The following is a 25,637-nucleotide window of genomic DNA, read 5'->3' as shown; positions in this document are numbered from 1 at the left end:
CAGCATCACCGCCTGGCGGGAAGGTCGAGGTGAGCCTCGGCGTACGACTCGGCCGCCACGGCGCGGAAGCTGCGGACCGTGCCGCTCCACCGGAAGCGCGCGGCGCGCTGCGCGGCGGCGGCACCCAGGGCCTGCCGGCGCGGGTGGCTGAGCGCCAGCGTGCACCAGTGCGCGGCGAACGAACTCTCGCCGCGCGCCAGCAGCCCGGTCACCCCGTCGTCGACCGAGTCGCGCAGTCCGGGGATGTCGAACCCGACGGCCGGGGTGTGCCGGGCGGCCGCCTCCATGACGACCAGGCCCCAGCCCTCGACGAGCGACGGGTGCAGCAGAAGCCAGGCGCGGCAGAGGAGTTCGTGCTTGTCCTGCTCGCTGATCCGGCCGGTGAAGTGCACGTCGGGACCGGCCATGGCCGTCAGCCGGTCGCGCTCGGGACCGTCACCGACGATCACCAGCCGGCCGCCGGTGACCGGCCGCACCCGCTCCCACAGGCGCAGCAGCAGATCGACACGCTTGTACTCGACCAGCCGGCCCATGGCCAGGAACAGCGGCTCCGGCGCCTCGGGGAGCGGCGGCCCCGGCTCCTCCACCCCGTTGTGCACCAGCCGGATACGCTCCCGCTCCACGCCGAGCCCGCGCAGCGCGGCGGCGGTCGAGCCCGACACGGCGACCATGAGGTTGCCGCGGTGGGTACCGGCCAGCGCCCAGTGCTCCAGCCGGCGGCCGAGCCGGGCGGCGGGCGCGGGGTAGCGCATGCCCCACAGGTCCGTGTGGACGTGGTTGACCAGGCACAGCGTCGGTCCGGTGTGCCACAGGGGAGCCAGGTACGGCATGCCGTTGCAGACCTCGACCAGCAGGTCGCACGCGCCGACCCGGCGGCTGAACTGCCGCCGTACCCGCAGGAAGTGACCGGCGTCGCCGCCCGCGGAGACCACCCGGTAGCCGCGGTCGGCCGCGGGGCCGCCGCACAGCAGGGTGACCTCGTGGCCGTGCGCGGTCAGGCCTTCGGCGATGCGGTCGACGAGCAGTTCGGAGCCGCCGGCGGCGGGGTTGCCGAGGTCGCGGCGGGCGAGGAAGACGATGCGGCGGGGGAGTGGGGGTGCGGGGTGGTCGGGAGTGGGGGATGGGGTGGAGTGGGTGGGAGGTGCGAGGTGTGCGGGAGGTTCGTGGCGGGCGGGCTTTGCTGAACGTGCGGATGATTCCTGGCGTGCGGGCGGTGCGGGCGGTGCGGGCGGTGCGGGGTGTGCGGGCGGTTCGTGGCGTGCGGGTGGTGCGGCGGACAAGGACGGTCGTACGTGCTGGGGCATGTGCGCTCCAACTCGTCTCAGGGTGCGGTACCAGTGGTGTGGGGGGACGTACTGCGTACTGAGTCGTGCGGACCTGCCGGCCTGAGGCTGCGGACGGGGGGACGGGGGACGGGACAGGTACGGGGGACGAGGACCGGTGCGGGGACGGGGACGCGGGTGGGTGAGCTGGATAGTTTTCGCCGCCCTGTTCGATGCGGCTACTCACCGGCGTGACAATTTCCGCCCCGGCTCCGCCTGACGCCTCATCACTTCGCGCAGGATCAGCTGAACCGCCGCCTCCCGCGCACCACCAGCACCACTCCGAAAAGCGTCGCCCCGCCGCCCGCCACCGCCGCCGCGAGCGGCGCCGTCTCGCCGACCGTCTTGAGCCGGGTGCTGTCCGAGTCCGCCAGCTCCACCTGCTTGCGCTGGGTCGCGGGCGTGAACTCCAGCCCCGAGCCGCGCAGCAGCGTCATCGCGTCGGTGCGCGCGCCGGGCGCCCGCAGCGTCTTGTGCGGCGAGATCGTCGCGTTGATGATCCGGCCGGTGCGCGGCTCGACGATCAGCTCGATCCCACTGTTCGCGTACCACTCCTCGGCCTGCACCTGGCCCTGCGCCGGCCGCCCGACCAGCCGCCCCGGCACCTGCCGGCTGCCCGTCCTGGCGGGCGCGACGGTCCCGGTGAAGCGGTAGCCCTGGTACCCCTGTACATGCTTGGTGCCGGCGAAGCGGAGCGGGACCGCGGCGCCGAGCGTGCTGTCCCACCAGCGGTAGGTCCGGCGCTGCACGTCGAAGGGGAATTTCAGGTACGCGTCCCCTTCGAAGCGGGTCGGTGCTTCTTCGCAGCAGTGCACCGGAGCGTTGGTGCGCCGGTCGGTGACCCACCGTTCCCGCGTCCACTGGAACGCCTTGCGCGGATCCTTCAGCTCCAGGGTCTCCGGGGTGTCGACCGTCGTGGACACGTCCCACACGGCCCGCCCGCTGCGCTCGCTCGCTGCCACGTCCCCCAGCACGTGCCGGGTGATGGTGATCTTCTGCCGGTTCTTCGGGCGCAGCGTCTCGGTGTCGAAGTAGCTGCCGGTGCCGGTGAAGACGGTGGTCACGTCGACGTCCACCGGGGTGCGCTGGGCGCGCGGCGCGACGTACCAGGCGAGCATCGGGGCGAGCACCAGAAGGAAGACGCCGAGGCCCAGCAGGACCAGGGAAAAGGGTGAGGCGGTCTTACGCATACGGGCACTCCTGAGGGCGGCGGGGGCAGTGCGCGTGCGGCGTGGCGGTGGTCCGGGTGAACGGGCGGGAACCGTAGGCGCATCCTTGACATGCCGTCAATGCCCCCACACACTCGGCAGGCACCGCGGCCGCCGCGGCCCGGCGTCCCGTCGGCGCGGTACGGCACCGCGGCCGCCGCCGTGCGGCCCCGCGTGCGCCCGAGGCCGTTCGTGGACCGGGCCGGACCGGTGCGCCGCGCAACCCTCGACGTACCCGCCACCGAAGGGGCCCGCCGCGCCATGCACAGACTGCTCGCCGCCGTACTGACCTCGCTGGGCGCCGCCGCCCTGGCCGTGGGCGCCTCCCTCGGCATCGTCGCCGCCCTGGACGCCACGCCGGAACAGCCGAACGTGCCTCTGGTGACCTTCGACCGGACGCCTTAGGGGAGGCCGCAGGCGTGGTGGAGACCGTCCGCTCGGCCTGGCGTGACGTACCTCCGGGGCAGGTGCGGGAGTTCGCCGCGCGCGCTCTGGACGAGGTCCCGGCGCTCGCCCAGCGCATCCTGGCGGAGATCCGCCGCGAATACCCACAACTGCCGTTGGCCTTGGACGAGTACGGCGAGCCGCGCGCGCTGGTCGGCATCCGGCAGTCGCTGGAGCACTTCGTGGAGCACATGTCCGCCGGCTTGGACAGTCCGCACGTCCACCCGCGCATCTTCCAGGAGTTCGGCCGCGGCGCGGGCATCCAGGGCCGGAGTCTGGACGCCCTGCAAGCCATCTACCGGCTGGGCGTACGGCTGGCCTGGCGACGGCTGGCCGAGATCGGACAGCAGGTGGCGATTCCGGCCCCCGCCATGTACGAACTGGCCGAATCGGGTTTCGAGTACCTGGACGGGCTGGTCGCCGAATCGGTAAGGGGCTTCGCCGAGGCCGCGGCCCGCCAGGCGGGGGAACGGCTGCGGCACCAACGACGCCTCATGGAGCAGCTGTTCGCGGCCGGAGCGCGCGCACACACCGCGCCCGCGCTCACCGACCGCGCCGCTCGGATCGGCTGGGCGCTGCCCGCACAGGTCGCCGTGGCCGTACTGCTGCGTCCCGCCCGTGAGTCCGTGGCGCCCGCCGTCGGTACGGACGTCCTCTTGGACATGGAGTGCGAGCGGCCCCGCATGGTGGTGCCGGAGCCGGACGCCGCCGGGCGCAGGGAACTGATCCAGCGCGCCACGGCGGGGTGGTCGGGCGCGCTCGGCCCGGCCGTACCACTGGCGCACGCGGCCAAGTCGCTGCGCTGGGCCAACACCGCGGTCGATCTGATCGAGCGGGGCCTGCTGCCGGCCGGGCAGCTGCTGCACTGCACCGATCACACCGAGGCGCTGGTCCTCCTGCCGCCCGAGGAACTGATCGAGGACCTGACCCGGCGGCGGCTGGAGCCCCTGGCGCACTGCGGCCCCACCCATGGCCGCCGGCTGGCCGAGACCCTCCTCGCCTGGCTGGAGACGCGCGGCGGCGCGCCCGAGGTGGCCGCCCGGCTCGGTGTCCACCCGCAGACCGTGCGCTACCGATTGCGTCAGATACGCGAGTTGTGGGGCGACGAGGTGGACGATCCGGACCGCCGCTTCGAACTGGAACTGGTGCTGCGGGCCCGGCGGCTGCGCGGTGAACTCAGTGTTCCGGGCGGCCCTCCCGGCCGTCGCTGAACACCTCGAAGCCGTCCAGCAGCCGGGCCAGACCGAACTCGAACAGCGCGTCCAGTTGGAGCATCCCCGCGTCGTCCATGTCATCGACCCCCGCGTACATCGGGAATGAACCGGACTCCACGATCCGCTCGTACTCCGGCTCCAGCGAGGCCATCCACTGGTCCTGGTCCATACCGGTCTGCTGCTCGGCCTCCAGGTCCTCCTCCATGGCCACCGCCGTGCCGCGTACGTGGTTGAGCAGCGTCAGAGCCAGCCGCAGCTTGGTCAACGGATCGAACCGGGTCGCCCCCATGGTCCACTCGATGAGGGTCATCGCGTGCGGCAACGGCTGCGGGCGGGTGATCGACAGCCACTGGGCGACCCACGGATGCCGCTGGTAGAGCTGCCACTGGAGGCGGGCTCCGGCCTCCATCCGCGCGCGCCAGTGCCGCGGCGCCGGGGCGGGCAGTTCGATCTCGGCGAAGGTGGCGTCCGCCATCAGCATGACCAGCTCGTCCTTGTTCGCCACGTGACGGTAGAGCGCCATGGAGGAAGCGCCGAACTCGGCGGCCACACGGCGCATCGACAGCGAGCGCAGCCCTTCGGCGTCGGCGATCCGGACGCCGGCCCGCACGATGCGGTCGCGGCTGAGGGCGGGGGCTGGGGCTGGGGGGCGGCGGGGAGAGGGTGACGGCTGCTGCCGCGTGGCCGGGGCGCGGGCCCATGGTGCGTACGCGCCTCCGCCCCGGCCCCCGCCCCCGTCTCCGCCACCACCGTGCCCACCCCCGGCACCGCCCTGACCAGGCCCTCCTGACGCAGTGTCGTCAGGACCTTGGTCGCGGTCGCCATCGCCACACCCCACTCCTGGGTGATCCGCCGGGTCGAGGGCACGCGGTCGCCCGCGGCCAGTTCGCCCGTATCGATACGCCGCCGGATCTCCGCGACGATGCGGCGGTACGGCGGGGTGGCGGAACGGTTCGTGGCGGGGGTGGCTGAACGGTCCATGGTGGCGGCCTCCGGCTCTCCGTACTAGTGCACCAGGGGCCTGTGAGCGTAGCAAGGCGGCGACAGCGCCGGTGGGGGCAGGGCAGGCGCACTAGTGTGATGCACCTCCAATCCTCCTGATGGGCCTAAGGTTTGCGCTGTAAGCGTGCCCTGTCTACCTTCCTGGCTATGACGTTTACTCCGTATACACCTCCGCCGCGTGCCGGGCGCCGCGAGTGGACCGCGCTGGTGGTGCTCCTGCTGCCCTGCCTGCTGGTCTCGATGGACGTCTCGGTGCTCTACTTCGCCGTACCGTTCCTCTCCGCCGAACTCGCGCCCAGCGGCGTCGAACAGCTGTGGATCCTCGACGTCTACGGCTTCGTCCTGGCCGGCCTCCTGATCACCATGGGCGCCCTCGGCGACCGCATCGGCCGCCGCAAGCTGCTGCTCACCGGCGCCGTCCTGTTCGGCGTAGCCTCGGCGCTGGCGGCCTACGCGCAGACCCCCGGCATGCTCATCGCCGCCCGCGCGGTGCTCGGCGTCGGCGGCGCCACCCTCATGCCGTCCACCCTGGCCCTGATCCGCAACCTCTTCCACGACGCCGGGCAGCGCGGCAAGGCCGTCGCGATCTGGTCCGGCGGCATGATGGGCGGCATCGCGCTCGGTCCGGTGCTCAGCGGGGTGCTGCTGGAGCACTTCTGGTGGGGCTCGGTCTTCCTGATCAACGCCCCGGCGATGGTGCTGCTGCTCGTGGCCGGGCCCCTGCTGCTGCCCGAGTTCAAGAACCCGGCGGCGGGCCGCTTCGACCTGCCGGGCGCGCTGCTCTCCCTGGCGGCGATGCTCCCGGTCGTCTACGGCATCAAGGAACTGGCCCGCAACGGCTTCGAGACGCTGCCCGCACTGGCCGTCGCGGCCGGACTGCTGGCCGCCGCCGCGTTCGTACGCCGCCAGCGCACCGCCCGGCACCCGATGCTGGACCTGGAACTCTTCCGCCACCGCGGCTACTCGGGCTCCGTCCTGATGAACCTGCTGGCGATGTTCGCGCTGGTCGGCAGCGCGGTCTTCTTCACCCAGTACCTCCAGTCCGTACGGGGCATGAGCCCACTGGAAGCCGCCCTGTGGAACGTGGTGCCGACCCTCGCGGTCGGCGGCATGGCCCCGGCCGCGACCGCCCTCGCCCGCCGTACGGGCCGGGCGTTCGTCATCGCCGGCGGCTTCCTGGCCGCCGCCGGAGGGTTCCTGTGGGTGTCCCGGGTGGCGGCGGACACACCGCTGTGGATCGTGCTGCTCGGCGCCAGCGTCTACGCGGCGGGGCTGGTCATGGTGATGTCGCTCGGCACCGAACTGGCCCTCGGTGTCGCCCCGCCGCAGCGCGCGGGCTCGGCCTCCGCCGTCCTGGAATCCGGCTCCGAACTGGGCGGCGCCCTGGGTCTGGCCTTCCTGGGCACCCTCGGCAACGCCGTCTACCGCGGCGAGATCGGCAGCGCCGTCCCCGGCGGGCTGCCCGCGGGCGCGGCGGACACCGTACGGGAAACCCTGGCCGGAGCCGCGGCAGTCGCGGGGGAACTGCCGGGGCGGGCCGGAGAGGCGCTGCTCACGGCGGCCCGTACGGCGTTCCTCTGCGGCCTGCACGTGGTGCTGCTCGGTGCGGCAGCCGTGATGGTCCTGGGCGCGCTGCTGGCCGTGGCGCTGCTCAGGGGCGTACGGACGCAGTCCCCGGAGCCGGGGGAGGAGGCGACCGGGTGCGGACCGGACACGGACAGGCACGAGTCCGCCGACCCCGACACCGTCGACACCGCTTCCGCTTCTGCCTCCGCTTCTGCCTCCGCTTCCGCTTCCGCCTCTGCCGACGCCGCGTCCGTCGGCCCCGCTTCCCCCGCCACCTCCATCACCCGAAGCTGACCCGCTCCAGCCAGGAATCCAGCAGTTCCACATCACCACCGATCACGATGCCGGGGCTGCGGGCGGGCAGCCGTCGGTAGAGGACCAGGAGCAGGTCGGTCAGCGGACCGCTGACGGTGACGGCGGCCTCCGCACGCGGCGCGTGGCGCCAGGTGATCGCCGCGCCGGTGAGGTCGACCAGCCACTCGGCGGCCGTCCCCGGTGCCGTACCGGTGGCCCGGAAGCGCAGCGTGCGGCCGGGGCCGAGGAGTTCCCGCAACTCCGGGCGGTGATCGAGGGTCTGTGGCTGCGCGGCCAGCTCCAGCCACTCGCCGAAGCAGTCGGCGGCGGTCTCCTCGCCGAGCGTGAACGGCGCGCCCTCGGCCAGGAAGGCGTCGGCGCGGTGGATCACCGTCTCGTTGGCCATCCGACGGGCGAAGAACGCGGCCGCCGGGCCCAGCCGGGGCACGGGAACCCAGGCTTCCGCACTCGGCCCGGCGGTCCGCAGGGTTTCGGCCAGCAGGGCGGCCCCTCGCCCAGCCAGCCGTCCAGCACGGCCGGGTCCTCGTCGGCGTACGGCGACAGATCGCGGAAGTGCCCGTCGGGCGGGGGCCGTTCCGTCCCGGTGCGTATGACCTCCTCCACCCAGCGGTGGGCGCCGCCCAGATGCCGCAGCAACTGGCCGACGTTCCAGCCGGGGCAGGTGGGCACCGGGGTTCTCAGCTGGACCGCGCCCCGCACGCGCGACCTCAACAGGTCGGCCTGCTCGACGATTTCGGAGCAGTGGCGGTCGTACGTCGAAGCGTTCATGACGCCACGGTAAGTCCCGCCACTGACAACCGGCTTCGGGTCAGCTGAAGTCCAGGTCCCCCGTCCGGGTCCGCTTCAGCTCGAAGAACTTGTCGTAACCGGCGAGCAGCCGGGCGCCGTCGAAGACCCGTACGGCGTCCTCGCCACGCGGGATCGCGGTCAGCACCGGACCGAAGAAGGCCACGCCGTCGATGTGGATGGTGGGCGTGCCGACCTCCTCGCCGACCGGGTCCATGCCCTCGTGGTGGCTCTTGCGCAGCGCGTCGTCGTACTCCGTGCTGTCGGCGGCACCGGCCAGCTCGGCGGGCAGCCCGGCCTCGGCGAGCGCCTCCTCGATGACGGTGCCGTAGTCGTCCCGGCTGTCGTTGTGCAGGCGCGTGCCGAGCGCGGTGTACAGGTCGCGCAGTACGTCCTCGCCGTGCTTCTGGGCGGCGGCGATGCACACCCGCACCGGGCCCCAGGCCTTGGCCAGCAGCTCCCGGTACTGCTCCGGCAGCCCCTCGCGGCCGTCGTTGAGGACGGCCAGGCTCATCACGCGGAAGCGCAGGTCGATGTCGCGGTGGGCCTCCACCTCCAGGATCCAGCGCGAGGTGATCCAGGCGAAGGGGCAGATGGGGTCGAAGTAGAAGTCGACTGTGTGACGAGTGGCGTTCGGGGAAGACGCATTCTGATCAGTCATGACGCCACGATAGTTCGCTTCACAACTTCCGGCCGGGAGTTCGGTCGGCGGTGTCCGGCGGTGCGGCGTCCGGACGGGCGGCTTCCGGGGCGCGCCGGCCGACCGGTGTCCGCCGGCTCGCGTTCGCCCGGTCGGCGGCGCTGCTTCGGCGCTGCTCCGGGGCTATTCCGGTGTGACGCCGAGCATCCGCTGGAGCAGCTCCTTGAGCAGCGCGCGCTCCGCGACGGACAGCTCGCCGAGCGGCTCGCGCGCGAAGTCCAGGGAGTCGCGCAGCTGCGCCGCCGTCGCCCGGCCCGTCTCGGTGGGGGCGGCCAGCTTGACCCGGCGGTCGGCCGGGTCCGGGCGGCGCTCGACCAGGCCGCGGGACTCCAGCCGGTCCACGATCCCGGTCACGTTCGACGGCTCGCACTTCAGGCTCCGGGCTATCCGGCGCATCGGCATCGGCTCACGGGCGAGCAGGCCGAGAACGCGCGCCTGGGCGCCCGTGAGGGAATGCTCGGCCGCCGCGTGCTCGTACTCCTCGTGATAGCGGGCCACGACGGTGCCGATCAGCTCGACGACCTCGGCGGTCAGGTGGTCTGCGCGAGGAGTCATGACACCAGGATACCGAATTGCTTGACAACATGAAATATCGAGGAGCATTGTTGTTTCAGCACCTGAAGTATTTCGAGGAGGAGCAGCCCATGTCCGCACTGCCCACGTCCGGCCGCGAATGGCACCTGGTCGCCCGCCCGCACGGCTGGCCGAAGCCGGAGGACTTCGCGCTCCGCGAGGCCGAGATCTCCGAGCCCGGCGAGGGGCAGCTCCTCGTCCGCAACCTGTACTTCTCCGTCGACCCGTACATGCGCGGCCGGATGAACGACGTGAAGTCCTACACCCCGCCCTTCCAGCTGGACGAGCCGATGGAGGGCGGCGCGGTCGGCGAGGTCATCGCCTCCAACGCCGACGGCTTCGCGGTCGGTGACCACGTCCTGCACTTCAAGGGCTGGCGCGAGTACGCCGTGGTGGACGCCGCCAAGATCGCCAAGGTGGACGGTTCCCTGGCGCCCCTCTCCGCCTACCTGGGCGTGCTCGGCATGCCGGGCCTGACGGCCTACGCGGGCCTGCTGGAGGTCGCCTCCTTCAAGGAGGGCGACGCCGTCTTCGTGTCCGGCGCGGCCGGCGCGGTCGGCAGCGAGGTCGGCCAGATCGCCAAGCTCAAGGGCGCCTCGCGCGTCATCGGCAGCGCGGGCTCCGACGAGAAGGTCAAGCTGCTGACGGAGGAATACGGCTTCGACGCCGCCTTCAACTACAAGTCCGACCGGTCCGTCAAGGACCAGCTCCGGGACGCCGCCCCCGACGGCATCGACGTCTACTTCGACAACGTCGGCGGCGACCACCTGGAAGCCGCCCTCGACTCGCTGAACGTGCACGGCCGGGTCGCCGTCTGCGGCATGATCTCGCAGTACAACGCCACCGAACCGACCCCGGCGCCGCGCAACCTCGCGCAGGTCATCGGCAAGCGGCTGCGCATCCAGGGCCTGCTCGTCGCCGACCACACCCACCTCCAGGAGCAGTTCGTCTCCGAGGTCTCGGCCTGGGTGCGCTCGGGCGAGCTGAAGTTCAGCGAGACCAAGGTCGCCGGCATCGAGAACGGCTTCGAGGCGTTTCTCGGCCTGCTGCGCGGTGACAACACCGGCAAGATGATCGTCGATCTCACGGACTGACCCCTCACGGAGCCGGTCCCGCCGGGCCACTAGGCTCGGCCCCAAGCCGTCGCGATCGTGGGCGCGAGTCGCGGCGAACCACAGGAGGATCCCTATGTCCATCCAGCCCGTAGACGTCGTCTACACCGCCGTCGCCACCGCGGAGAACGGTCGGGACGGCCGCGTCGCCAGCGACGACGGCAAGCTGGACGTCGTCGTCAACCCGCCCAAGGAGCAGGGTGGCAGCGGCGCCGGCACCAACCCCGAGCAGCTCTTCGCGGCCGGCTACAGCGCCTGCTTCCAGGGCGCGCTCAGCGTCGTCGCCCGCCAGGAGAAGGCGGATGTCTCCGGCTCCCGGGTGACCGCCAAGGTCGGCATCGGCAAGACCCCGTCCGGCGGCTTCGGCCTCACGGTCGAGATCAACGCCTCCATTCCGAACGTGGACGAGGCCACCGCCAAGGACCTGGTCGAAAAGGCCCACCAGGTGTGCCCGTACTCGAACGCCACGCGGGGCAACATCGACGTCAAGCTCAGCGTCGGCTGACTGCTGGACGCTGACCGGCAGTCAGGCGCTGACTGACCGGCGGGCGTCGGTCGGCGGCTGGGCGTCGGGTGACGTCTGGACGGTGACTGACGCGAGGCTTCGACTGAGGGCCGCACTCCTGTACGGGGTGTGGCCCTTGGCCGTTCCGGCAGGCGCGGGGGTGCCTACACGCCGCTGGCCAGGGAAAACGGGGGTGCCTCGGGTCGGCGGGCAGGGCAGCATGGCGGGGTGGCCGATCTGTTGTGGGATGACGTGAGTTCCTTCTTCGACCCGGACCTGGTGGGGTCGCTGCCGGACGTGCGGGTCGCGCATGCCTCGGTGGAGGACTGGCAGGCGGTCCTCGATCTCGTCGCGGAGAGGGGCTGGCGGTGCCGGTACTCCGAGGGGGAGACGGTGCTTCCCGTGCCCCGGGCGGAGTCCGTGCTGTCCCGCCCGGCGGACACCGAATACGCCGCGTACCCGGAACTGCGGGTGTGGCCGACCGCCGACGTGTCGGCGATCTTCCGATTCGGTACCGGCGATGAGGTCGACTTCGACGTCGACCTGCGGGAGTTGCAGGGCCAGGACCGACTCGATGTGTTCTGCGGCTTCCTTCGGGAGGTCGGGCGGCGGCTGCGCAAGCCCGTGCTGAAGGACCCGGAGGGCGACTGCGGCCGTCCGGTGCTCGGCTTCGACGTCGAGGCCGATCGAGTCGTTCTGCTCGCAGATCCGCAGATCCGCAGATCCGCAGATCCGCAGATCCGCAGATCCGCAGATCCGCAGATCCGCAGATCCGCAGGTCAAGTGAGTGATGGCGACGGCTGTGGGGCGCTGGAGTCCAGGCGGTAGCCCTCCAGGGCGCTCCGGTGCCCGCCCCCTACGTCGGCGTCAGGTTCGCGCCAATGATGTCGACGCTCTGGGGTGTTGTGCGGGCGGTGGTCAACGTGGTGGCGCCAAACGTCCGAAGGGGTTGAGTGACGGATGAGCCGAGAGATGTACCGCCGCCGACCGCCTCCGCTCGCAGCTTCCCCTGTGATGCAGGCCACTCTCCCGCCGTCTTGACGCCGGTGTCGTGTAATCGATTACGTAAGCCCACACAAAATCGATTACACGCCGTTGTGCGATCGAGACGCCCTGCGCCGTGGTGTCCTCGACCTGCCTGCGCGGACCTGCACGGAAGGGCTGGGGCGGGATGGCGAAGATCAAGGATGTGGCCGAGCGGGCCGGGGTGTCCGTGGCGACCGTCTCCCGAGTGCTCAACGGACGGAGCCCGGTGGCCGAGACGCGCGAACGGGTGCTCGCCGCCGTCGCGGAGCTGGGATACCGGCCCAACAACGTCGCCCGGGCCCTGCGGACCGCCCGTACCGGCACGCTCGGCCTGGTCATCAGCGACCTGACCAACCCGTTCTTCACCGAGCTGGCCGACGCCGTCGAGGACGCCGCCCGCAGCCTCGGCTACAGCCTGATCATCGGCAACGCCGCCGAACGCCCCGGCCAGCAGGACGACTACATCCGTACGCTGCTGGACCGCCGCATCGACGGCCTGCTGGTCAGCTCGGCCGGTACCGGCTCCGCGATGCTGCACGAGGTCGTCGCCTCCGGCACTCCGCTGGTGCTGCTGGACCGGATCGTGCCGGGCATCGACGCGCCGTGCGTACGGGCCGACGGTGCCGCGGCCCTCACCGACCTGGCCGCCCACCTCGCCGCCCTCGGCCGGCGGCGTCCCGCGATCATCGTCGCCCCGGCCGGCACCCCGACCGGCGACGAGCGGCTGGACCTCTTCCGTACGGCGCTGGCCGCGCACGGCATAGCGCTGCCGGACGAGCGGGTCGGCTCCACGCCCGACCTCCAGCCCACCGGCGGCCGCCAGGTGATGCGCCGTCTCCTGGACCTGCCTGAGCCGCCCGACGCCGTACTGGCCACCGACAATCTGATGGCGCTCGGCGCGATGGACGAGATCCGCGCGCGCGGGCTGCGGGTGCCCGACGACATGGCGCTGGTCGTGTACGACGACGTGCCGTGGTTCGCGCACATCGACCCGCCGCTCACCGCCATCGCGCAGCCCACCCGCGAGCTGGGCCGGGCCGCCCTGCACACCCTGCTGGAACGCATCGAGGGGCGCGCGCCCGGCTCCGTACTGCTGCCGGCCCGCCTCGTCACCCGCCGCTCCTGCGGCGAACCGGGCACCACCCGTGAGGACACCCAAGAGGAGGAGGGCAGCGCATGACCGACGTCAACGACGACGTTCGGGACGACGCACCGGCCGGCCGTGAACTGCTGCGCGTGGAGGGGGTGACGAAGTCGTTCCCCGGCGTGCGCGCGCTGGACGGCGTGGATCTGAGCCTGCGCGCGGGCGAGGTGCACGTCCTGCTCGGTGAGAACGGCGCGGGCAAGAGCACCTTGATCAAGATGCTCTCCGGCGCCCATCGCCCCGACGCGGGGCGCATCCTCGTGGCCGACGGCCCCGACGGCCCCGACGGCCCCGACGGCCCTGACGGCCCTGACGGCCCCGACAGCCACAGTGCCCCCGGCCCCCCTCCCGCCACTCTCCACGAGGTGCGCATCCGCACCGCCCAGGACGCCGAACACCTCGGAATCGCCACCATCCACCAGGAGTTCAACCTCGTCCCCCGGCTGACCGTCGCGGAGAACATCTTCCTCGGCCGGCCGCCGCGCACCGCGCTCCGCCTGATCGACAAGAAGACCATGCGGGCACGCGCCGCCGAACTGCTGCGCCGGGTACGCCTGGACGTCTCCCCGGACACCCCGGTCGCCGAACTGGGCATCGCCCGGCTCCAGATGGTGGAGATAGCCAAGGCGCTGAGCCTGCGCGCCCGCGTCCTGATCATGGACGAGCCGACCGCCGTACTGACCTCCGAGGAGGCCGAGACCCTCTTCGGCATCGTGCGCGAACTGCGCGCCGACGGCGTGGGCATCATCTTCATCACCCACCACCTGGAGGAGATCGGCGCCCTCGGCGACCGCGTCACCGTACTGCGCGACGGCCGCTCGGTCGCCGAGGTCCCGGCCGGTACGGACGAGGACGAGCTGATCCGCCTGATGGTGGGCCGGGACATCGCCGAGCAGTACCCGCGGCAGCGCCCGGACGAGCCCGGCACGCCGCTGCTGCGCGTCCGCGGCCTGACCCGGCGCGGCCCGAACGGCACGCCCGTCTTCGAGGACGTCGGCTTCGAGGTGCGGGCCGGTGAGGTCGTCGGCCTCGCGGGCCTGGTCGGCGCGGGCCGTACCGAGGTCGCGCGGGCGGTCTTCGGCGTGGACCGGTACGACGCCGGGACCGTCGAGGTCCACGGGCAGGTCCTGGCCCCCGGCGACGTACGGGCCGCGATGCGCGCCGGGCTCGGCCTGGTACCCGAGGACCGCAAGGGCCAGGGGCTGGTCCTGGACGCCTCCCTCCAGGACAACCTGACGCTGGCCCGGCTGGACCGCGACACCCGCGGCGGCCTGGTCGACCGGCGCGGCCAGCGGCGCGCGGCCGCCGAGGTGGCCGCCCGGCTGAAGGTACGGATGAGCGGCCTGGGGCAGCACGCGCGCACCCTCTCCGGCGGCAACCAGCAGAAGGTCGTCATCGGCAAATGGCTGCTGGCCGACACCCGGCTGCTGATCCTGGACGAGCCGACGCGCGGCATCGACGTGGGCGCGAAGGTCGAGATCTACCGGCTGGTCAACGAGTTGACGGCAGCCGGCCGCGCGGTGCTGATGATCTCCAGCGACCTGCCCGAGGTGCTCGGCATGAGCGACCGGGTGCTCGTCATGGCCCAGGGGCGGCTCGCCGGTGAACTCTCCGGCGACGAGGCGACGCAGGACGCGGTGATGGAACTGGCGGTACGGCCCGCCGGCGGCGCGCCCGGACCAGATGGAACGGCACCCCACGGGACGGCACCCCACGGGACGGCGCCGCACACGACGACGAACGAGAGCGCGAAGGAGGGCTCCGATGTCCGCTGATGTGAAGACGGGAGCGGCCGCCGAGGCGGTCGGCACCGCCCCGCCCGGTGACGGCTTCGGCCCCTGGTTCACCCGGGCCGTCCTGAGGAACGGCCCGCTGGGCGGCCTGATCGCCCTGGTCGTGGTGATGGCGATCCTGTCCGGGGACTTCCTGAACGGGCAGAACCTCCTCAACGTCGGCGTCCAGGCGTCCGTCACCGCCATCCTCGCCTTCGGCGTCACCTTCGTGATCGTCTCGGCCGGCATCGACCTGTCGGTCGGCTCGGTGGCCGCCCTCGGCGCCACCGTGGTCGCCTGGGCCGCGACCGACGCGGGCCTGCCGGTGTGGGCCGCCGTCCTGCTGGGCCTCGCGCTCGGCGCGGCGGCCGGCCTGGTCTCCGGCGCGCTGGTCGCGTACGGGAAGCTGCCCGCCTTCATCGCCACCCTCGCGATGCTCTCCGTCGGCCGCGGCCTCGCCCTGGTGATCACCGGCGGCACGCCGATCCCGTTCCCGGCCTCGGTCAGCAAGCTGGGGGACACGCTGGGCGGCTGGCTGCCCGTACCGGTCCTCGTCATGATCGCGATGGGGCTGGCGGCGGCGCTGGTCCTCAACCGGACGTACGCGGGCCGCGCGATGTTCGCCATCGGCGGCAACGAGGAGGCGGCCCGGCTCTCCGGCATCGACGTCAAGCGCCGCAAGCTGGTGATCTACGCGATGTCCGGACTGTTCGCGGCGGTCGCGGGCATCGTCCTCGCGGCCCGGCTGACCTCGGCCCAGCCGCAGGCCGCCGTCGGCTACGAACTCGACGCGATCGCCGCCGTCGTGATCGGCGGCGCCAGCCTCTCCGGCGGCTCCGGCAAGGCGTCCGGCACGCTCATCGGCGCACTGATCCTCGCCGTGCTGCGCAACGGCCTGAACCTGCTGAGCGTCTCGGCGTTCTGGCAGCAGGTGGCCACCGGCCTGGTCATCGCGCTGGCGGTGCTCCTGGACACGCTGCGGCGCCGGAGCGCGCGATGAGGCGGCGCACGGGGCTGCCCGACGGCGGTACGCCCGATGGAGGTACGGCTGCGTTCCGCGAGGGGCGTACGGGGCTGCTGGGCCGCGGTACGTCCGGTGGGGGTACGGCTGCGTTCCGCGAGGGGCGTACGGGGCTGCTGGGCCGCGGTACGTCCGGTGGGGGTACGGCTGCGTTCCGCGAGGGGCGTACGGGGCTGCTGGGCCGCGGTACGTCCGGTGGGGGTACGGACTCGTTCCGCGAGCGGGGCACCGGGCTGCTCGGCCCGGGTACGTCCGACAAGGGCACCGCCTCCCTTCGCAGGCGTACGAGCCTGCTCGGCGCGGCCGTCCTGGCCGGCGCCCTCGCCCTGTCCGGCTGCGACCGCGGCGGCGACACCGACCTGGGCCTGGCCCTGTCCACCCTGAACAACCCCTTCTTCGTCGCCGTCCGGGAGGGCGCGCAGGCCGAGGCGGACCGGCGCGGCCTGAACATCAACATCACCGACGCGCAGAACGACCCCATGCAGCAGATCAACCAGATGGAGACGTTCACCAGCCAGGACGTCAAGGCGGCGATCATCAACCCGGTGGACTCCGACGCCGCGGTGCCGGCCGTGGGGGTCGCCAACCGGGCGGACGTGCCGGTGATCTCCCTCGACCGCGGCGTCAACGGCGGCCGGGTCGGCTCGGCCATCGCCTCGGACAATGTCGCGGGCGGCCGGCTCGCCGCGAAGACGCTGGCCGAGTCCCTCGGCGGCAAGGGCAAGGTGGCCTTCCTGGAGGGCCAGGCCGGCACCTCGGCCGCCCGCGAGCGGGGGCAGGGCTTCGAGGAGGGCATCAAGGCATACCCGGGCATCGAGGTGGTGGCGCGGCAGCCCGCCGACTTCGACCGGGCCAAGGGGATGGACGTGATGTCCAATATGCTCCAAGTACACCGGGACATCGGCGGCGTCTTCGCGGCCAACGACGAGATGGCGCTCGGCGCCGCCAAGTCGCTGGGCGTCCGGGCGGGCAAGGACGTGCGGATCGTGGCGTTCGACGGGACGCCGGAGGGTGTCGCGGCGGTACGCGGCGGGACGCTGACCGCCACGGTTGCCCAGCAGCCCAAGCTGCTGGGGAGGCAGGCCGTGGAACAGGCGCTCAAGGCGGCGCGCGGCGAGCGGCTGCCGAAGCAGGTGAAGGTGCCGGTGGTCCTGGTGACCGGCAAGAACGCGGCGGAATTCGATGGGTGAGAAGCAGATGTACGACGTACTGGTAGTGGGCTCGGCCAACGCGGACCTGACGGTCCGGGTGGCGCGGCGGCCCGGCGCGGGCGAGACCGTGCACGGCTCCGACCTGGTCGAGTCGGCGGGCGGCAAGGGCGCCAACCAGGCGGCCGCCGCCGCCCGGCTCGGCGCCCGGGTCGGGCTGCTGGCCCGGGTCGGCGACGACGCGTACGGCGAGCTGCTGCTGGACGCGCAGCGCGCCGCGGGCACGGACGTCGCGCACGTGATCGTCGAGTCCGGCGCCCGTACCGGCACCGCGATGATCATCGTGGGGCCGGACGGCGACAACAGCATCGTCGTCTCCCCGGGCGCCAACGCGGCGCTCACCCCCGAGGACGTGGCGGCCGCCCGCGACGTCATCGCCGCGTCCGCCGCCGTCTCCCTCCAGCTGGAGGTGCCCATGGAGACGGTACGGGCCACCGCCGCCACGGCCACGGAGACCGGCACCCGGGTCGTCCTCAACCCGTCCCCGACCCCCGACAGCCTCGACCCGGAGCTGCTCGCCGCCGCCGACCCCCTGGTGGTCAACGAGCACGAGGCGCAGCAGCTCACGGGCCGCGGCGAAGGCACCCCGGAGGACTGGGCCCGGGCGCTGTGCGAGCAGGGCGCCCGCTCGGTCGTGGTCACCCTCGGCGGCGACGGCGCGCTGGTCGTCGACGGCGAGGGCGGCACCGGCCGGGTCCCCGGCGTCAAGGTCGAGGCCGTCGACACCACGGGCGCGGGCGACGCCTTCACCGGCGCCCTCGCGACCCGCCTGGCCCGCGGCGACTCCCTCACGGACGCGGCCCGCTTCGCCGTACGGGTGGGCGCCGCGGCCGTCACCAAGCCGGGCGCCCAGCCGTCCTACCCGACGCTGGACGAACTGCCCTCCTGAGCGGAGGCACACGCGGGGCGTGGCGGGACGGCCGTACGCAGGCCGTCCCGCCCGGGCCCGCTCACCTCTGGTGCACCGTCAGCAATGGGGAACCACCTTCCGCAGGCTGCTACCGGACGTCGTGCAGGTCTCGGATCACCGGTTGCTCACCGGCTCCCGTATGCCTTCCGCAACCCCCGCCGCACGCTCGGCGGCCCGCCCCACCTCGGCCACGGCCGCCCCGTCCCCGTCGGCCAGCCGCGCGAGGCAGGTCCCGTCCGCCGCCCATGTGCCGCTGTACCCGCAGGCCACGCTCTCGCTCCCCGGGCCGACACCGTTGGCGAGCAGCACGTCGAGGCCGTTGTCCCGCGCCGTGGCGGCGTACTGCTCCGTGCGCTCCACCGAGTCGTGGAACGAGCTGGCCAGATACACCTGGCAGCCGTCGGCAGCGGCCTGCTCGGCCACCTCGGGGAAGGCGTTGTCGTAGCAGGTGGCGAGGGCGAACTTCAGGCCGCGGTAGGTGAACCGGCCGCCCGCGGCCGGCCCCGCCGTGAACAGCCCGGTCTCCCGGCCGTACAGATGGTGCTTGTCGTAGCGGGTCAGCAGCGCGCCGTCCGGCCCGTACACGAACGACGCGATCGTCATGCCGTCCGCCGTGCCCGCCGGGCCACGGCCCGGGCCGTTGACCACCGCGGCGACGCCCGCCGCCCGGCACGCGTCCCGGACGGGGGCCAGCCGCGCGTCGTCCGGCGCGAGGGCGTACTGCTCCGGGGCGGCGGCTATCGCGTCGAGTTCGTAGTTGGTCAGGGCCAGCTCGGCGAAGACGGCCAGCTCGGCGCCGCGGCCGGCGGCCTCGGTGAGCAGAGTGGCCATCCGCGCCGCGTTGGCCGCGATGTCCAGTGGCGCGGACGGGAATTGTGCTGCTGCGACGATCATTTCTCCATGATGCCCGGTGCCACTGACAACGCGGCCGTCAGGATGCTCCGCACCTGCCCGGTGATGGCATTCCGGTTCCGTACGAAGTCGGGATCGGTGACCGCGCCGGTCGCCGGATCGGTGTTCCCGGCGCCGAACTGGAGGACCGGCGTGTGCAGATGGCCGCCCGGCACCTTCAGCTTCAGCGCGTCCCGCAGCAGCGTCGCCCGGTAGCCGATCTCGTTGGACAGGTAGTCACCGCCGCCGCCCGCGCGCGCCGTGGAGCCCGGTGTCGGCCCGTCCGGCCGCTCGACGGGCGCCCCGCCGCCCGCCGGGATCTCGGTCACCTCCGTGTTGTCCCGCACCGGGAACGGCCCGGTGGGAGCGGTGGTGAGCTGCGCGTACGGCAGGCTCGTGGTGGTCCACTGCGGCTGCGGCCGTACGGTCGGCACGCCCTTCGGTACGGGCACCGTCTCGGTCCGGGACGCGCGCGCGTTGTCCGGATAGCCGCCCCGCCAGGCGCCGTTCGTCCGCTCCAGGTCGAACCGTCCCGGCCGTCCCTGGCTGATGGTGGTGAACAGGTCCACCTGGTGCGGCCCGCGCCGGAAGTGCGGCAGCAGCGTCCGCTCCACCGTGCCCGCCGCGAAGTCCGCCCACCGTACGGGGAAGACGGCGGTCTCGATACGGGCGAGCCGCCCGGAGGACGTACGGACCGTCGTACCGTCCAGCGCGAGCGCCGCGGCGCCCGACGGGTTGCTGCGGCGGGCGTCCGCGTCCAGCTGGAAGGGGTCGAAGCCGGTCACGACGACGCGCAGGGGCCGCTTCCCTCCGTGCCCGCCGGGCAGGTCGATCGAGTCCTGCCCGCGCGACCCGCGCTCCAGCGCCCCCGTCAGCGCCTCCCGTTGGCCCGCGGTCAGCCGGAACTGCGGCTTCCACTCGCGCAGCGCCTTGGTCATGCCCAGCCGCGCCCAGTACAGCGGCCGGTCGTCGTCCCGGCTCAGGTCGCCGCCCTGCGGGCCGCGCCCCTGGACGCGGTCCACCGCGCGCCGCCACAGGCCGCGTCCGGCGTCCGTGACGTACCGTTTCGCCGCCCCGTACGAGTGCACCCGCGCGAGCCCCTCACCGAACGTCCCGGCCACATCCGCGAACCCGCTGCGCCGCAGGATCTCCTGCGGCGCGCGCTGCGACAGCCGCTGCTCCTCGACGCTCGGCGCGGCCGTCGCCTGCCGGGCGGTGGCGGTGGCGGGGGAGGCCGCCGTGGCGGAAGGGGTGGTGAGGGCGAGCGGGGCCGCGGTCAGCAGCACGGCGCCGAACACGCCCACCGAGGTACGTATGCGTCTCATGGGGCGAGTAAACCGGCGACCCGCCGTGGGCGGAAGAGGTTGATCCATTTCCTTCCCGCGCGGACCGGCCGCCCTCAGCCTTCGCCCGCACCTCGCCGCCCGCCGGCGCGGTCCGGTTCGCCTTCACCGAGCTGCTCACCTGCCGCCGAGGCTGCGCCGAGGCTCAAGAACAAACGACCTGGGCCGCGCCCTGTACGCGGACCTCTTCGGCATGGCGCGTGCGCCGCCACTCGCGCGGACGCAAGACCGTCCCCCGGCCGCCGGAACGATGGACCTCGCGTACGACGACTTCGCACTGCCCGGCGACCCGCACGTCACCATCACCACCTGCGCCGCGGATCCCGGTACGCCCGGCGCCGACGCTCTCACCCTGCCGGCGACCTGGGCCGATACGCAGAAGCAGCCACGGACCGTCAGCGACGACGTACGCCGCATGCGCCCCCGTCACCCTCAGGTGCGCGACCTGCGCGACCTGCCCGGCCGGTCACCCACTGGCGGCCGCGGCACCTCAGCCCCCGGCCAGCACCTCCACGTCGCCCCCGTCGCTGTGCACCTTGACCCGGTGCGGTGAGCCGCTGTCCGCGCGGGCGGTGACCGTGCGGTCCCCGCCGTCCGTGGTGGCGTCCACCGCGTAACGGTCCTGCGGCAGCCGGACGGTGATCCGGCCGCCGCTGGTGTGGCCGTCCACCCGGTCCGGTACGGCGGTGAAGCGCGCCTCGATGTCCCCGCCGTCGGTCTTCACGGCCGCCTGCTTGGCCGCGCAGTCCCTGAGCTCGATGCTGCCGCCACTGGTGCGGGCGTCGACGGCCCCCACGGCTCCCTTGACGTCGATGTCCCCGCCGTCGGTCGCCAGCTTCACGGTGGCCGACCTCGGCATCCGCACCTGGTAGGCGACGCTGCACTTGCTGTCGACGCCACCGCAGTCGTCCGCGGTGAGCTTCAGCGTGCCGTTGTCGAGGGAGTGCCGGGTGCCGGGCTTTCTCTTGCCGTAGATGACGCGTTCCGTCACCTGGACACCGTCACCGACCGTGTCGTCGGCGACCACGTGGATGTTGCCGCCCGGAGTCGTCACGTCCAGCGTCGTCGCCCGGCCCTCGACGGTGTAGCTGCGCTCGGTCTCGGTGACCTTTTCGGTCAGCTCGCAGCCGGTGACCGCGACGGCCACCGTGACGAGGGCGGCCGTGGCGAGGGCGGTACGGGTGGCGCGGTGCCCCGGTCTGGTGGTGCGGTGCTCCGGCCCGGTCGTACGGCGTGCGGTCATGGTGGGTCCCCCCGGGGTGCGGAAAGCGGTGCGCGAGCGCTGAGCGGTGTACGGGCCCCGACCGCACGGCGGTTCGGGCCGGCTGCCATCCTCCCGCGCCGCGCGTTCCGCCCGGATCCCCAGCAGGAACGATCTGCCCGCCCTCCCCCTAGGGGTGCCCGCGCCGTCACGTCAGGGCTGCTACGTCCCCTTACGGGTGATCTCCTGGAACGCCATCCGGGCCAGCTCCCGCTGCCCCTCCCGGCCGGGGTGGAACCAGTCCCAGGCGCTCAACTCCGCGCCGGTGAAGCGGAAGTCGAAGACGGACCGGTCGAAGCGGCACAGCTTGTCGCGCGCGCAGACCGATTCCAGGGCCTTGTTGTAGGCCACCACCCGGTCCCGCACGCTCTGCCGGCGGGTGTCCGCGGCCTTCGACAGGTCGTCGGGGTCGCGCAGCATCGAGCCGCATATCCCGAGCTTCCACACTTCCTTGCCCAGCGGGTTCTGCCGCCCCTGCGACCACAGCCGCATCAGGTCGGGCACGGCCGCGACGTACACCTGCGTCTTGGGCAGGGCGCGCCGCAGCGCGCGCAGCGACGCCTCGAAGTCGGCGCGGAAGGCGGTCGCCGTGGTCATCGCGCCGACGTCGGTGCGGCAGGCGTCGTTGGCGCCCACCAGGACGGTGACCAGCTCGGGGCGCTTCCTCACGGCCTGCTCGACCTGGGCCGGCAGATCGCGTATCAGCGCGCCGGTCTTCGCGAAGTTCCAGCTGTGCGTGGCGGGGTCCTTCACCAGCCGCCGGGCGACGCTGTTCACCGCCGGGTCCGTGCCGGTGGCCCAGGAGACGGCGGGGCAGTCGGACAGCACCGAGCAGGCGTCGAACCCGACGGTGATGGAGTCGCCGAGCGCGGCCACCGAGGCGGGGTCGGCGCGCCAGGCGGGAGAGGGCTTGGGGGAGGGGCCGGGGGCCGCCCGGCCCCCGCCGTCGGGGTCGCCGCCGCAGGCCGTCAGGGAGACGGTGAGCGCGGCCGCCGTGAGGACGGCGGCCGCGGAGGTACGGGCCCGGATTGGCCGAAAGGGCCGATTGACCACGGTCATCCCCTGTCCCCCTCCGGCGTGCGAGTGATATCTGTTCCCGTACCGACGGTACGTCACCCCCCGACGTCTGCCGCGCGGTAGCTTGTGCCGTGACCCGTAGGGTCCTCGCCCGATGGCACCGGCACAGTCGGCACGCGTGTATTACATCACGTCATTTACTGTCCCTTTTGCGGCAAATTGGGGCTCATGGTGTTTACTGTAGGTAACCTCGGATGCTGGTGCCGACGAGATCACTGGGGCAGAATGCTTGCAGCTGTCCCGGCCGCGACCGGAACGGGCACGAGGCCGCTGGGGAAGGCGAACCTCGAACCGTACTGGAGGTCCCGGTGACGACACGTGGAGTTCTGTACGTCCACTCCGCACCGCGCGCGCTGTGCCCGCACGTCGAATGGGCCGTCGCGGGCGTCCTCGGCGTGCGCGTCAATCTCGACTGGATCCGCCAGCCGGCGTCCCCCGGCACCTGGAGAGCGGAGTTCTCCTGGCAGGGCGAGGCCGGCACGGCCTCCAAGCTGGCCTCCGCGCTGCGCGGCTGGCACCTGCTGCGCTTCGAGGTGACCGCCGAACCCTGTGCCACCGCCGAGGGCGAGCGCTACAGCGCCACGCCCGAGCTGGGCATCTTCCACGCCGTCACCGGCATCCACGGCGACATCCTGATCCCCGAGGACCGGCTGCGCGCCGCGCTCGCCCGCTCGGCGGGCGGCGAGACCGAGCTGGCGGCCGAGGTCGCCAAGCTGCTCGGCAAGCCCTGGGACGACGAACTGGAGCCCTTCCGGTACGCCGGCGAGGGCGCCCCGGTCCGCTGGCTGCACCAGGTGGTCTGAGGCGCCGCGTCGCGCTTGCCCTCCAGCGCGCTCCAAGCCGTAGCGTGCGGGCATGCCTGACAAGACCTCAGTGGCGGTGCTCGGCACCGGAATCATGGGCTCGGCGATGGCCCGCAACCTCGCCGGCGCCGGCCTGGACGTCCGCGCCTGGAACCGCACCCGCGCCAAGGCCGAACCCCTGGCCGCCGACGGTGTACGGGTCGTGGACACCCCGGCCGAGGCGGTGGACGGCGCGGACGCCGTCCTGACCGTCCTGCTGGACGGACCGGCCGTCCTGGACGCCGTACGGGCGAGCGCCCCCGCCCTGCGCGCGCGGACCCTCTGGCTCCAGATGAGCACCGTGGGCGCCGACGGAACCGCCCCGCTCGCCGCCCTCGCCCGCGAACACGGCCTGGACCTCGTGGACGCGCCCGTGGTCGGTACGAAGGAACCCGCGGAGAAGGGCCTGCTGACCGTTCTCGCGGCCGGACCGCAGGAGGTACGGGACCGGGCCGCACGGATCCTCGACATCGTCGGACAGCGCACCCTGTGGATCGACGAGGACGCGTCCTCGGGCGCGGCCAGCCGCCTCAAGCTCGTCGTCAACAGCTGGGTGCTCACCGTCATCAACGGCACCGGCGAGGCACTGGCCCTCGCCCAGGGGCTCGGCGCGGACCCCCGCTCCTTCCTCGAAGCGGTCGAGGGCGGACCGCTCGACCTGCCGTACCTCCGGATGAAGTCGGAGCTGATCCTGTCCGGCGCCTATCCGGCGAGCTTCACGGTGTCCGCCGCGCGCAAGGACGCCCGGCTGATCGAGGAGGCCGCCGCGGCGGGCGGGGTGCACATGGACCTGACGGCGGCCGCTGCGGAGCGTTTCCGGCGGGCGGAGGCGCAGGGGCACGGCGACGAGGACGGCGCGGCGGCGTACTACGCCAGCTTCTGAGTCCGAGGCGTACGCGGCCACGGGTGCGCGGACGGGGCGGTACGCACGCCCCCGTACACGCGGGAAAGCCGCGCCGCACGCCCCGTACACGCAGGGAGCCCCCGCCGCACGCCCCCGGGCACGCGGAAGGGGCCGCGCCACACGGCACGGCCCCTTCGCACACCTCACGGACCAGCGGTCCCGGCTCCGGTCACACGGTCCGGAAGGCCAGCACCACGTTGTGACCGCCGAAGCCGAACGAGTCGTTCAGCACCGCGATCGTGCCCTCGGCGGGCAGCGCGCGCTTCTCGTCCCGGACGATGTCCGCGTCCGCCGCCTCGGGGTCGAGGTTCTCGATGTTGATGGTCGGCGGCGCCACCCGGTGGTGGATCGCCAGCACCGAGGCGACGGTCTCCACGCCGCCCGCGCCGCCCAGCAGGTGGCCGGTCATCGACTTGGTGGCGGAGATCGCCATGTGGTCGGCGTCGGTGCCGAAGACCTTGCGCAGCGCCTTGATCTCGGCCAGGTCGCCCAGCGGCGTCGAGGTCGCGTGCGCGTTGACGTGCGCGATCTCGGCGGGCTTGAGGTCGGTGTTGGCGAGCAGGTTCTGCAGGGCGTGCGCGATGCCGTTGCCGGACGGCTCGGGCTGCACGATGTCGTGGCTGTCGGCGGAGATGCCCTGGCCGACGGCCTCGGCGTAGACCTTCGCGCCGCGCTTGGCGGCGTGGTCGGCCGACTCCAGGACGATCACGCCGGAGCCCTCGCCGAGCACGAAGCCGTTGCGGTCCGCGTCGTAGGGGCGGGAGGCGCCCTGCGGGTCGTCGTTGTTCTTGGACATTGCCATCATGTTGCCGAACGCGGCGATCGGCAGCGGGTGGATGGCCGCCTCCGTACCGCCCGCGACGACGACGTCGGCACGGCCCGTACGGATCATCTCGATGCCGTAGCCGATGGCCTCGGCGCCGGAGGCGCAGGCGCTGACCGGGGTGTGCACACCGGCCCGCGCGTTGACCTCCAGGCCGACGTTGGCCGACGGGCTGTTGGGCATCAGCATCGGCACGGTGTGCGGGGAGACGCGGCGGGAGCCCTTCTCCCGCAGGACGTCGTACTGGTTCAGCAGGGTGGTCACGCCGCCGATGCCGGAGGCGATGACGGTGCCGAGCCGGTCCGGGTCCACCGAGGAGTCCTCGCCGGCCCGGGCCTCGAAACCGGCGTCCGCCCACGCCTCACGGGCCGCGATCAGCGCGAGCTGCGCCGAGCGGTCCAGCTTGCGGGCCTGCGCCCGGGGGATGATCTCACCCGGGTCGACGGCCGCCGCGGCGGCGATGCGGACCGGGAGGTCGGCCGCCCAGTCCTGGTCGAGGGCGGACACGCCGGAGCGTCCGGCGAGCATCCCTTCCCAGGTCGAGGCACTGTCGCCACCCAGCGGTGTGGTTGCGCCGATACCGGTGACGACCACGGTGCGATTGGTCGCGTTCACGGAAATTCCTACTCCACAGGTTGAGGGGTTGAGAATCGACGGCGCCACCGCGG

At 72.9% G+C, this 25,637-nt stretch carries 22 protein-coding genes and 4 pseudogenes; 14 read left to right on the top strand and 12 right to left on the bottom strand.

Annotated elements, in window-relative coordinates:
* Nucleotides 1-5: 5 nt before the first annotated feature.
* Complete coding sequence (locus tag ACEXOX_RS16845) at nucleotides 6-1,304, bottom strand: glycosyltransferase family 4 protein (protein WP_406521560.1); 1,299 nt, start codon at nucleotides 1,302-1,304, stop codon at nucleotides 6-8.
* A gap of 260 nt (nucleotides 1,305-1,564) precedes the next feature.
* Nucleotides 1,565-2,512: a DUF3068 domain-containing protein gene (locus tag ACEXOX_RS16840; RefSeq protein ID WP_406521559.1), complete on the bottom strand. Its 948-nt coding sequence runs from the start codon at nucleotides 2,510-2,512 to the stop codon at nucleotides 1,565-1,567.
* Nucleotides 2,513-2,611: 99 nt separating this feature from the next.
* Between ACEXOX_RS16840 and ACEXOX_RS16835 the strand changes: the two genes are divergently transcribed.
* Nucleotides 2,612-2,935 (top strand): hypothetical protein, encoded by a 324-nt coding sequence (locus tag ACEXOX_RS16835; protein WP_406526690.1) that lies wholly within the window; start codon nucleotides 2,612-2,614, stop codon nucleotides 2,933-2,935.
* Nucleotides 2,936-2,949: 14 nt separating this feature from the next.
* Nucleotides 2,950-4,185 (top strand): helix-turn-helix domain-containing protein, encoded by a 1,236-nt coding sequence (locus ACEXOX_RS16830; RefSeq protein ID WP_406521557.1) that lies wholly within the window; start codon nucleotides 2,950-2,952, stop codon nucleotides 4,183-4,185.
* Here the strand turns inward: ACEXOX_RS16830 and ACEXOX_RS16825 are convergent.
* Nucleotides 4,151-5,073: pseudogene (locus ACEXOX_RS16825) on the bottom strand (TetR/AcrR family transcriptional regulator C-terminal domain-containing protein). The gene ACEXOX_RS16830 and the pseudogene ACEXOX_RS16825 overlap by 35 nt on opposite strands.
* On the opposite strand from ACEXOX_RS16825, the gene ACEXOX_RS16820 reads away from it, so the two are divergent.
* Both ACEXOX_RS16820 and ACEXOX_RS16815 read left to right on the top strand, forming a co-directional pair.
* Nucleotides 4,997-5,197 carry a hypothetical protein gene (locus tag ACEXOX_RS16820; protein ID WP_406526689.1) on the top strand — a complete coding sequence of 67 codons (201 nt, stop codon included), beginning with the start codon at nucleotides 4,997-4,999 and terminating at the stop codon, nucleotides 5,195-5,197. The pseudogene ACEXOX_RS16825 and the gene ACEXOX_RS16820 sit on opposite strands and share 77 nt — an antisense overlap.
* Nucleotides 5,198-5,337: 140 nt before the next feature.
* A complete protein-coding gene (locus tag ACEXOX_RS16815) occupies nucleotides 5,338-7,050 on the top strand; it encodes an MFS transporter (protein WP_406521555.1) in 1,713 nt (570 codons plus the stop codon).
* On the opposite strand, the gene ACEXOX_RS16810 is transcribed toward ACEXOX_RS16815, so the two are convergent.
* From ACEXOX_RS16810 to ACEXOX_RS16795, 4 genes and pseudogenes are all read right to left on the bottom strand, one after another.
* The gene (locus ACEXOX_RS16810) at nucleotides 7,037-7,456 is read right to left on the bottom strand and encodes a hypothetical protein (protein ID WP_406526372.1); all 420 of its coding nucleotides are present in this window, start codon (nucleotides 7,454-7,456) and stop codon (nucleotides 7,037-7,039) included. The two genes, ACEXOX_RS16815 and ACEXOX_RS16810, sit on opposite strands and share 14 nt — an antisense overlap.
* A 24-nt stretch (nucleotides 7,457-7,480) precedes the next feature.
* Nucleotides 7,481-7,839 (bottom strand): annotated as a pseudogene (locus tag ACEXOX_RS16805) (maleylpyruvate isomerase N-terminal domain-containing protein); the annotation flags it as partial.
* A 40-nt stretch (nucleotides 7,840-7,879) separates the two neighbouring features.
* On the bottom strand, nucleotides 7,880-8,518 hold the full coding sequence (locus tag ACEXOX_RS16800; protein ID WP_406521554.1) for a DsbA family protein: 639 nt from the start codon (nucleotides 8,516-8,518) through the stop codon (nucleotides 7,880-7,882).
* A 162-nt stretch (nucleotides 8,519-8,680) separates the two neighbouring features.
* Nucleotides 8,681-9,112: a MarR family winged helix-turn-helix transcriptional regulator gene (locus ACEXOX_RS16795; protein ID WP_406521552.1), complete on the bottom strand. Its 432-nt coding sequence runs from the start codon at nucleotides 9,110-9,112 to the stop codon at nucleotides 8,681-8,683.
* A gap of 89 nt (nucleotides 9,113-9,201) precedes the next feature.
* On the opposite strand from ACEXOX_RS16795, the gene ACEXOX_RS16790 reads away from it, so the two are divergent.
* From ACEXOX_RS16790 to rbsK, 7 genes and pseudogenes are all read left to right on the top strand, one after another.
* Complete coding sequence (locus tag ACEXOX_RS16790; RefSeq protein ID WP_406526371.1) at nucleotides 9,202-10,224, top strand: NADP-dependent oxidoreductase; 1,023 nt, start codon at nucleotides 9,202-9,204, stop codon at nucleotides 10,222-10,224.
* A 94-nt stretch (nucleotides 10,225-10,318) separates the two neighbouring features.
* The gene (locus tag ACEXOX_RS16785) at nucleotides 10,319-10,747 is read left to right on the top strand and encodes an organic hydroperoxide resistance protein (RefSeq protein ID WP_030023096.1); all 429 of its coding nucleotides are present in this window, start codon (nucleotides 10,319-10,321) and stop codon (nucleotides 10,745-10,747) included.
* A 228-nt stretch (nucleotides 10,748-10,975) separates the two neighbouring features.
* Nucleotides 10,976-11,467, top strand: a pseudogene (locus ACEXOX_RS16780) (hypothetical protein); the annotation flags it as partial.
* A 451-nt stretch (nucleotides 11,468-11,918) separates the two neighbouring features.
* Complete coding sequence (locus ACEXOX_RS16775) at nucleotides 11,919-12,953, top strand: LacI family DNA-binding transcriptional regulator (protein WP_406521551.1); 1,035 nt, start codon at nucleotides 11,919-11,921, stop codon at nucleotides 12,951-12,953.
* Nucleotides 12,950-14,692, top strand: coding sequence for a sugar ABC transporter ATP-binding protein (locus ACEXOX_RS16770; protein WP_406521550.1), 1,743 nt, complete (start codon nucleotides 12,950-12,952; stop codon nucleotides 14,690-14,692). Before ACEXOX_RS16775 ends, ACEXOX_RS16770 begins: the two co-directional genes overlap by 4 nt.
* A pseudogene (locus ACEXOX_RS16765) lies at nucleotides 14,682-16,900 on the top strand (substrate-binding domain-containing protein). The gene ACEXOX_RS16770 and the pseudogene ACEXOX_RS16765 overlap by 11 nt, the downstream one beginning before the upstream one ends.
* A gap of 7 nt (nucleotides 16,901-16,907) precedes the next feature.
* A complete protein-coding gene (gene rbsK / locus ACEXOX_RS16760; protein WP_406526370.1) occupies nucleotides 16,908-17,807 on the top strand; it encodes a ribokinase in 900 nt (299 codons plus the stop codon).
* Nucleotides 17,808-17,942: 135 nt separating this feature from the next.
* On the opposite strand, the gene ACEXOX_RS16755 is transcribed toward rbsK, so the two are convergent.
* Both ACEXOX_RS16755 and ACEXOX_RS16750 read right to left on the bottom strand, forming a co-directional pair.
* The gene (locus tag ACEXOX_RS16755) at nucleotides 17,943-18,722 is read right to left on the bottom strand and encodes a carbon-nitrogen hydrolase family protein (protein WP_406521549.1); all 780 of its coding nucleotides are present in this window, start codon (nucleotides 18,720-18,722) and stop codon (nucleotides 17,943-17,945) included.
* A complete protein-coding gene (locus ACEXOX_RS16750; RefSeq protein WP_406521547.1) occupies nucleotides 18,719-20,044 on the bottom strand; it encodes a pyroglutamyl peptidase in 1,326 nt (441 codons plus the stop codon). Before ACEXOX_RS16750 ends, ACEXOX_RS16755 begins: the two co-directional genes overlap by 4 nt.
* A 211-nt stretch (nucleotides 20,045-20,255) precedes the next feature.
* On the opposite strand from ACEXOX_RS16750, the gene ACEXOX_RS16745 reads away from it, so the two are divergent.
* Entirely contained in the window at nucleotides 20,256-20,615 is a 360-nt protein-coding gene (locus ACEXOX_RS16745) for a hypothetical protein (protein ID WP_406521545.1), read from the top strand.
* Here the strand turns inward: ACEXOX_RS16745 and ACEXOX_RS16740 are convergent.
* Both ACEXOX_RS16740 and ACEXOX_RS16735 read right to left on the bottom strand, forming a co-directional pair.
* Nucleotides 20,553-21,305 (bottom strand): DUF4097 family beta strand repeat-containing protein, encoded by a 753-nt coding sequence (locus tag ACEXOX_RS16740; RefSeq protein WP_406521544.1) that lies wholly within the window; start codon nucleotides 21,303-21,305, stop codon nucleotides 20,553-20,555. The genes ACEXOX_RS16745 and ACEXOX_RS16740 overlap by 63 nt on opposite strands.
* A 180-nt stretch (nucleotides 21,306-21,485) precedes the next feature.
* The gene (locus ACEXOX_RS16735) at nucleotides 21,486-22,382 is read right to left on the bottom strand and encodes an SGNH/GDSL hydrolase family protein (protein ID WP_406521543.1); all 897 of its coding nucleotides are present in this window, start codon (nucleotides 22,380-22,382) and stop codon (nucleotides 21,486-21,488) included.
* 326 nt (nucleotides 22,383-22,708) lie between these two features.
* Here ACEXOX_RS16735 and ACEXOX_RS16730 point away from each other — a divergent pair, with 326 nt between their 5' ends.
* Together ACEXOX_RS16730 and ACEXOX_RS16725 are read left to right on the top strand one after the other, a co-directional pair.
* The gene (locus ACEXOX_RS16730; protein ID WP_030597503.1) at nucleotides 22,709-23,203 is read left to right on the top strand and encodes a DUF3145 domain-containing protein; all 495 of its coding nucleotides are present in this window, start codon (nucleotides 22,709-22,711) and stop codon (nucleotides 23,201-23,203) included.
* Between the two features lie 52 nt (nucleotides 23,204-23,255).
* The gene (locus tag ACEXOX_RS16725) at nucleotides 23,256-24,125 is read left to right on the top strand and encodes an NAD(P)-dependent oxidoreductase (protein WP_406521540.1); all 870 of its coding nucleotides are present in this window, start codon (nucleotides 23,256-23,258) and stop codon (nucleotides 24,123-24,125) included.
* Nucleotides 24,126-24,315: 190 nt separating this feature from the next.
* Here ACEXOX_RS16725 and ACEXOX_RS16720 read toward each other — a convergent pair whose 3' ends face one another.
* Nucleotides 24,316-25,584, bottom strand: coding sequence for a beta-ketoacyl-[acyl-carrier-protein] synthase family protein (locus ACEXOX_RS16720; RefSeq protein ID WP_406521538.1), 1,269 nt, complete (start codon nucleotides 25,582-25,584; stop codon nucleotides 24,316-24,318).
* Nucleotides 25,585-25,637 lie beyond the last annotated feature (53 nt).

This window comes from Streptomyces sp. Ac-502 (assembly GCF_045222935.1).
Taxonomy (GTDB): domain Bacteria; phylum Actinomycetota; class Actinomycetes; order Streptomycetales; family Streptomycetaceae; genus Streptomyces; species Streptomyces monomycini.
The sequence above is the reverse complement of the archived record's forward strand: the minus strand, read 5'-3'. Positions and strand labels throughout refer to the sequence as shown.

Bases quoted from the DNA above. Each gene is read 5' to 3' on its own strand.
- ACEXOX_RS16800 (WP_406521554.1), bottom strand. From the start codon at position 8,518: ATGACTGATCAGAATGCGTCTTCCCCGAACGCCACTCGTCACACAGTC.
- ACEXOX_RS16785 (WP_030023096.1), top strand. From the start codon at position 10,319: ATGTCCATCCAGCCCGTAGACGTCGTCTACACCGCCGTCGCCACCGCG.
- rbsK (WP_406526370.1), top strand. From the start codon at position 16,908: ATGTACGACGTACTGGTAGTGGGCTCGGCCAACGCGGACCTGACGGTC.
- ACEXOX_RS16815 (WP_406521555.1), top strand. From the start codon at position 5,338: ATGACGTTTACTCCGTATACACCTCCGCCGCGTGCCGGGCGCCGCGAG.
- ACEXOX_RS16795 (WP_406521552.1), bottom strand. From the start codon at position 9,112: ATGACTCCTCGCGCAGACCACCTGACCGCCGAGGTCGTCGAGCTGATC.
- ACEXOX_RS16745 (WP_406521545.1), top strand. From the start codon at position 20,256: ATGGCGCGTGCGCCGCCACTCGCGCGGACGCAAGACCGTCCCCCGGCC.
- ACEXOX_RS16770 (WP_406521550.1), top strand. From the start codon at position 12,950: ATGACCGACGTCAACGACGACGTTCGGGACGACGCACCGGCCGGCCGT.
- ACEXOX_RS16840 (WP_406521559.1), bottom strand. From the start codon at position 2,512: ATGCGTAAGACCGCCTCACCCTTTTCCCTGGTCCTGCTGGGCCTCGGC.
- ACEXOX_RS16755 (WP_406521549.1), bottom strand. From the start codon at position 18,722: ATGATCGTCGCAGCAGCACAATTCCCGTCCGCGCCACTGGACATCGCG.
- ACEXOX_RS16810 (WP_406526372.1), bottom strand. From the start codon at position 7,456: ATGGCCAACGAGACGGTGATCCACCGCGCCGACGCCTTCCTGGCCGAG.
- ACEXOX_RS16735 (WP_406521543.1), bottom strand. From the start codon at position 22,382: ATGACCGTGGTCAATCGGCCCTTTCGGCCAATCCGGGCCCGTACCTCC.
- ACEXOX_RS16725 (WP_406521540.1), top strand. From the start codon at position 23,256: ATGCCTGACAAGACCTCAGTGGCGGTGCTCGGCACCGGAATCATGGGC.
- ACEXOX_RS16845 (WP_406521560.1), bottom strand. From the start codon at position 1,304: ATGCCCCAGCACGTACGACCGTCCTTGTCCGCCGCACCACCCGCACGC.
- ACEXOX_RS16740 (WP_406521544.1), bottom strand. From the start codon at position 21,305: ATGACCGCACGCCGTACGACCGGGCCGGAGCACCGCACCACCAGACCG.
- ACEXOX_RS16790 (WP_406526371.1), top strand. From the start codon at position 9,202: ATGTCCGCACTGCCCACGTCCGGCCGCGAATGGCACCTGGTCGCCCGC.
- ACEXOX_RS16775 (WP_406521551.1), top strand. From the start codon at position 11,919: ATGGCGAAGATCAAGGATGTGGCCGAGCGGGCCGGGGTGTCCGTGGCG.
- ACEXOX_RS16835 (WP_406526690.1), top strand. From the start codon at position 2,612: ATGCCCCCACACACTCGGCAGGCACCGCGGCCGCCGCGGCCCGGCGTC.
- ACEXOX_RS16750 (WP_406521547.1), bottom strand. From the start codon at position 20,044: ATGAGACGCATACGTACCTCGGTGGGCGTGTTCGGCGCCGTGCTGCTG.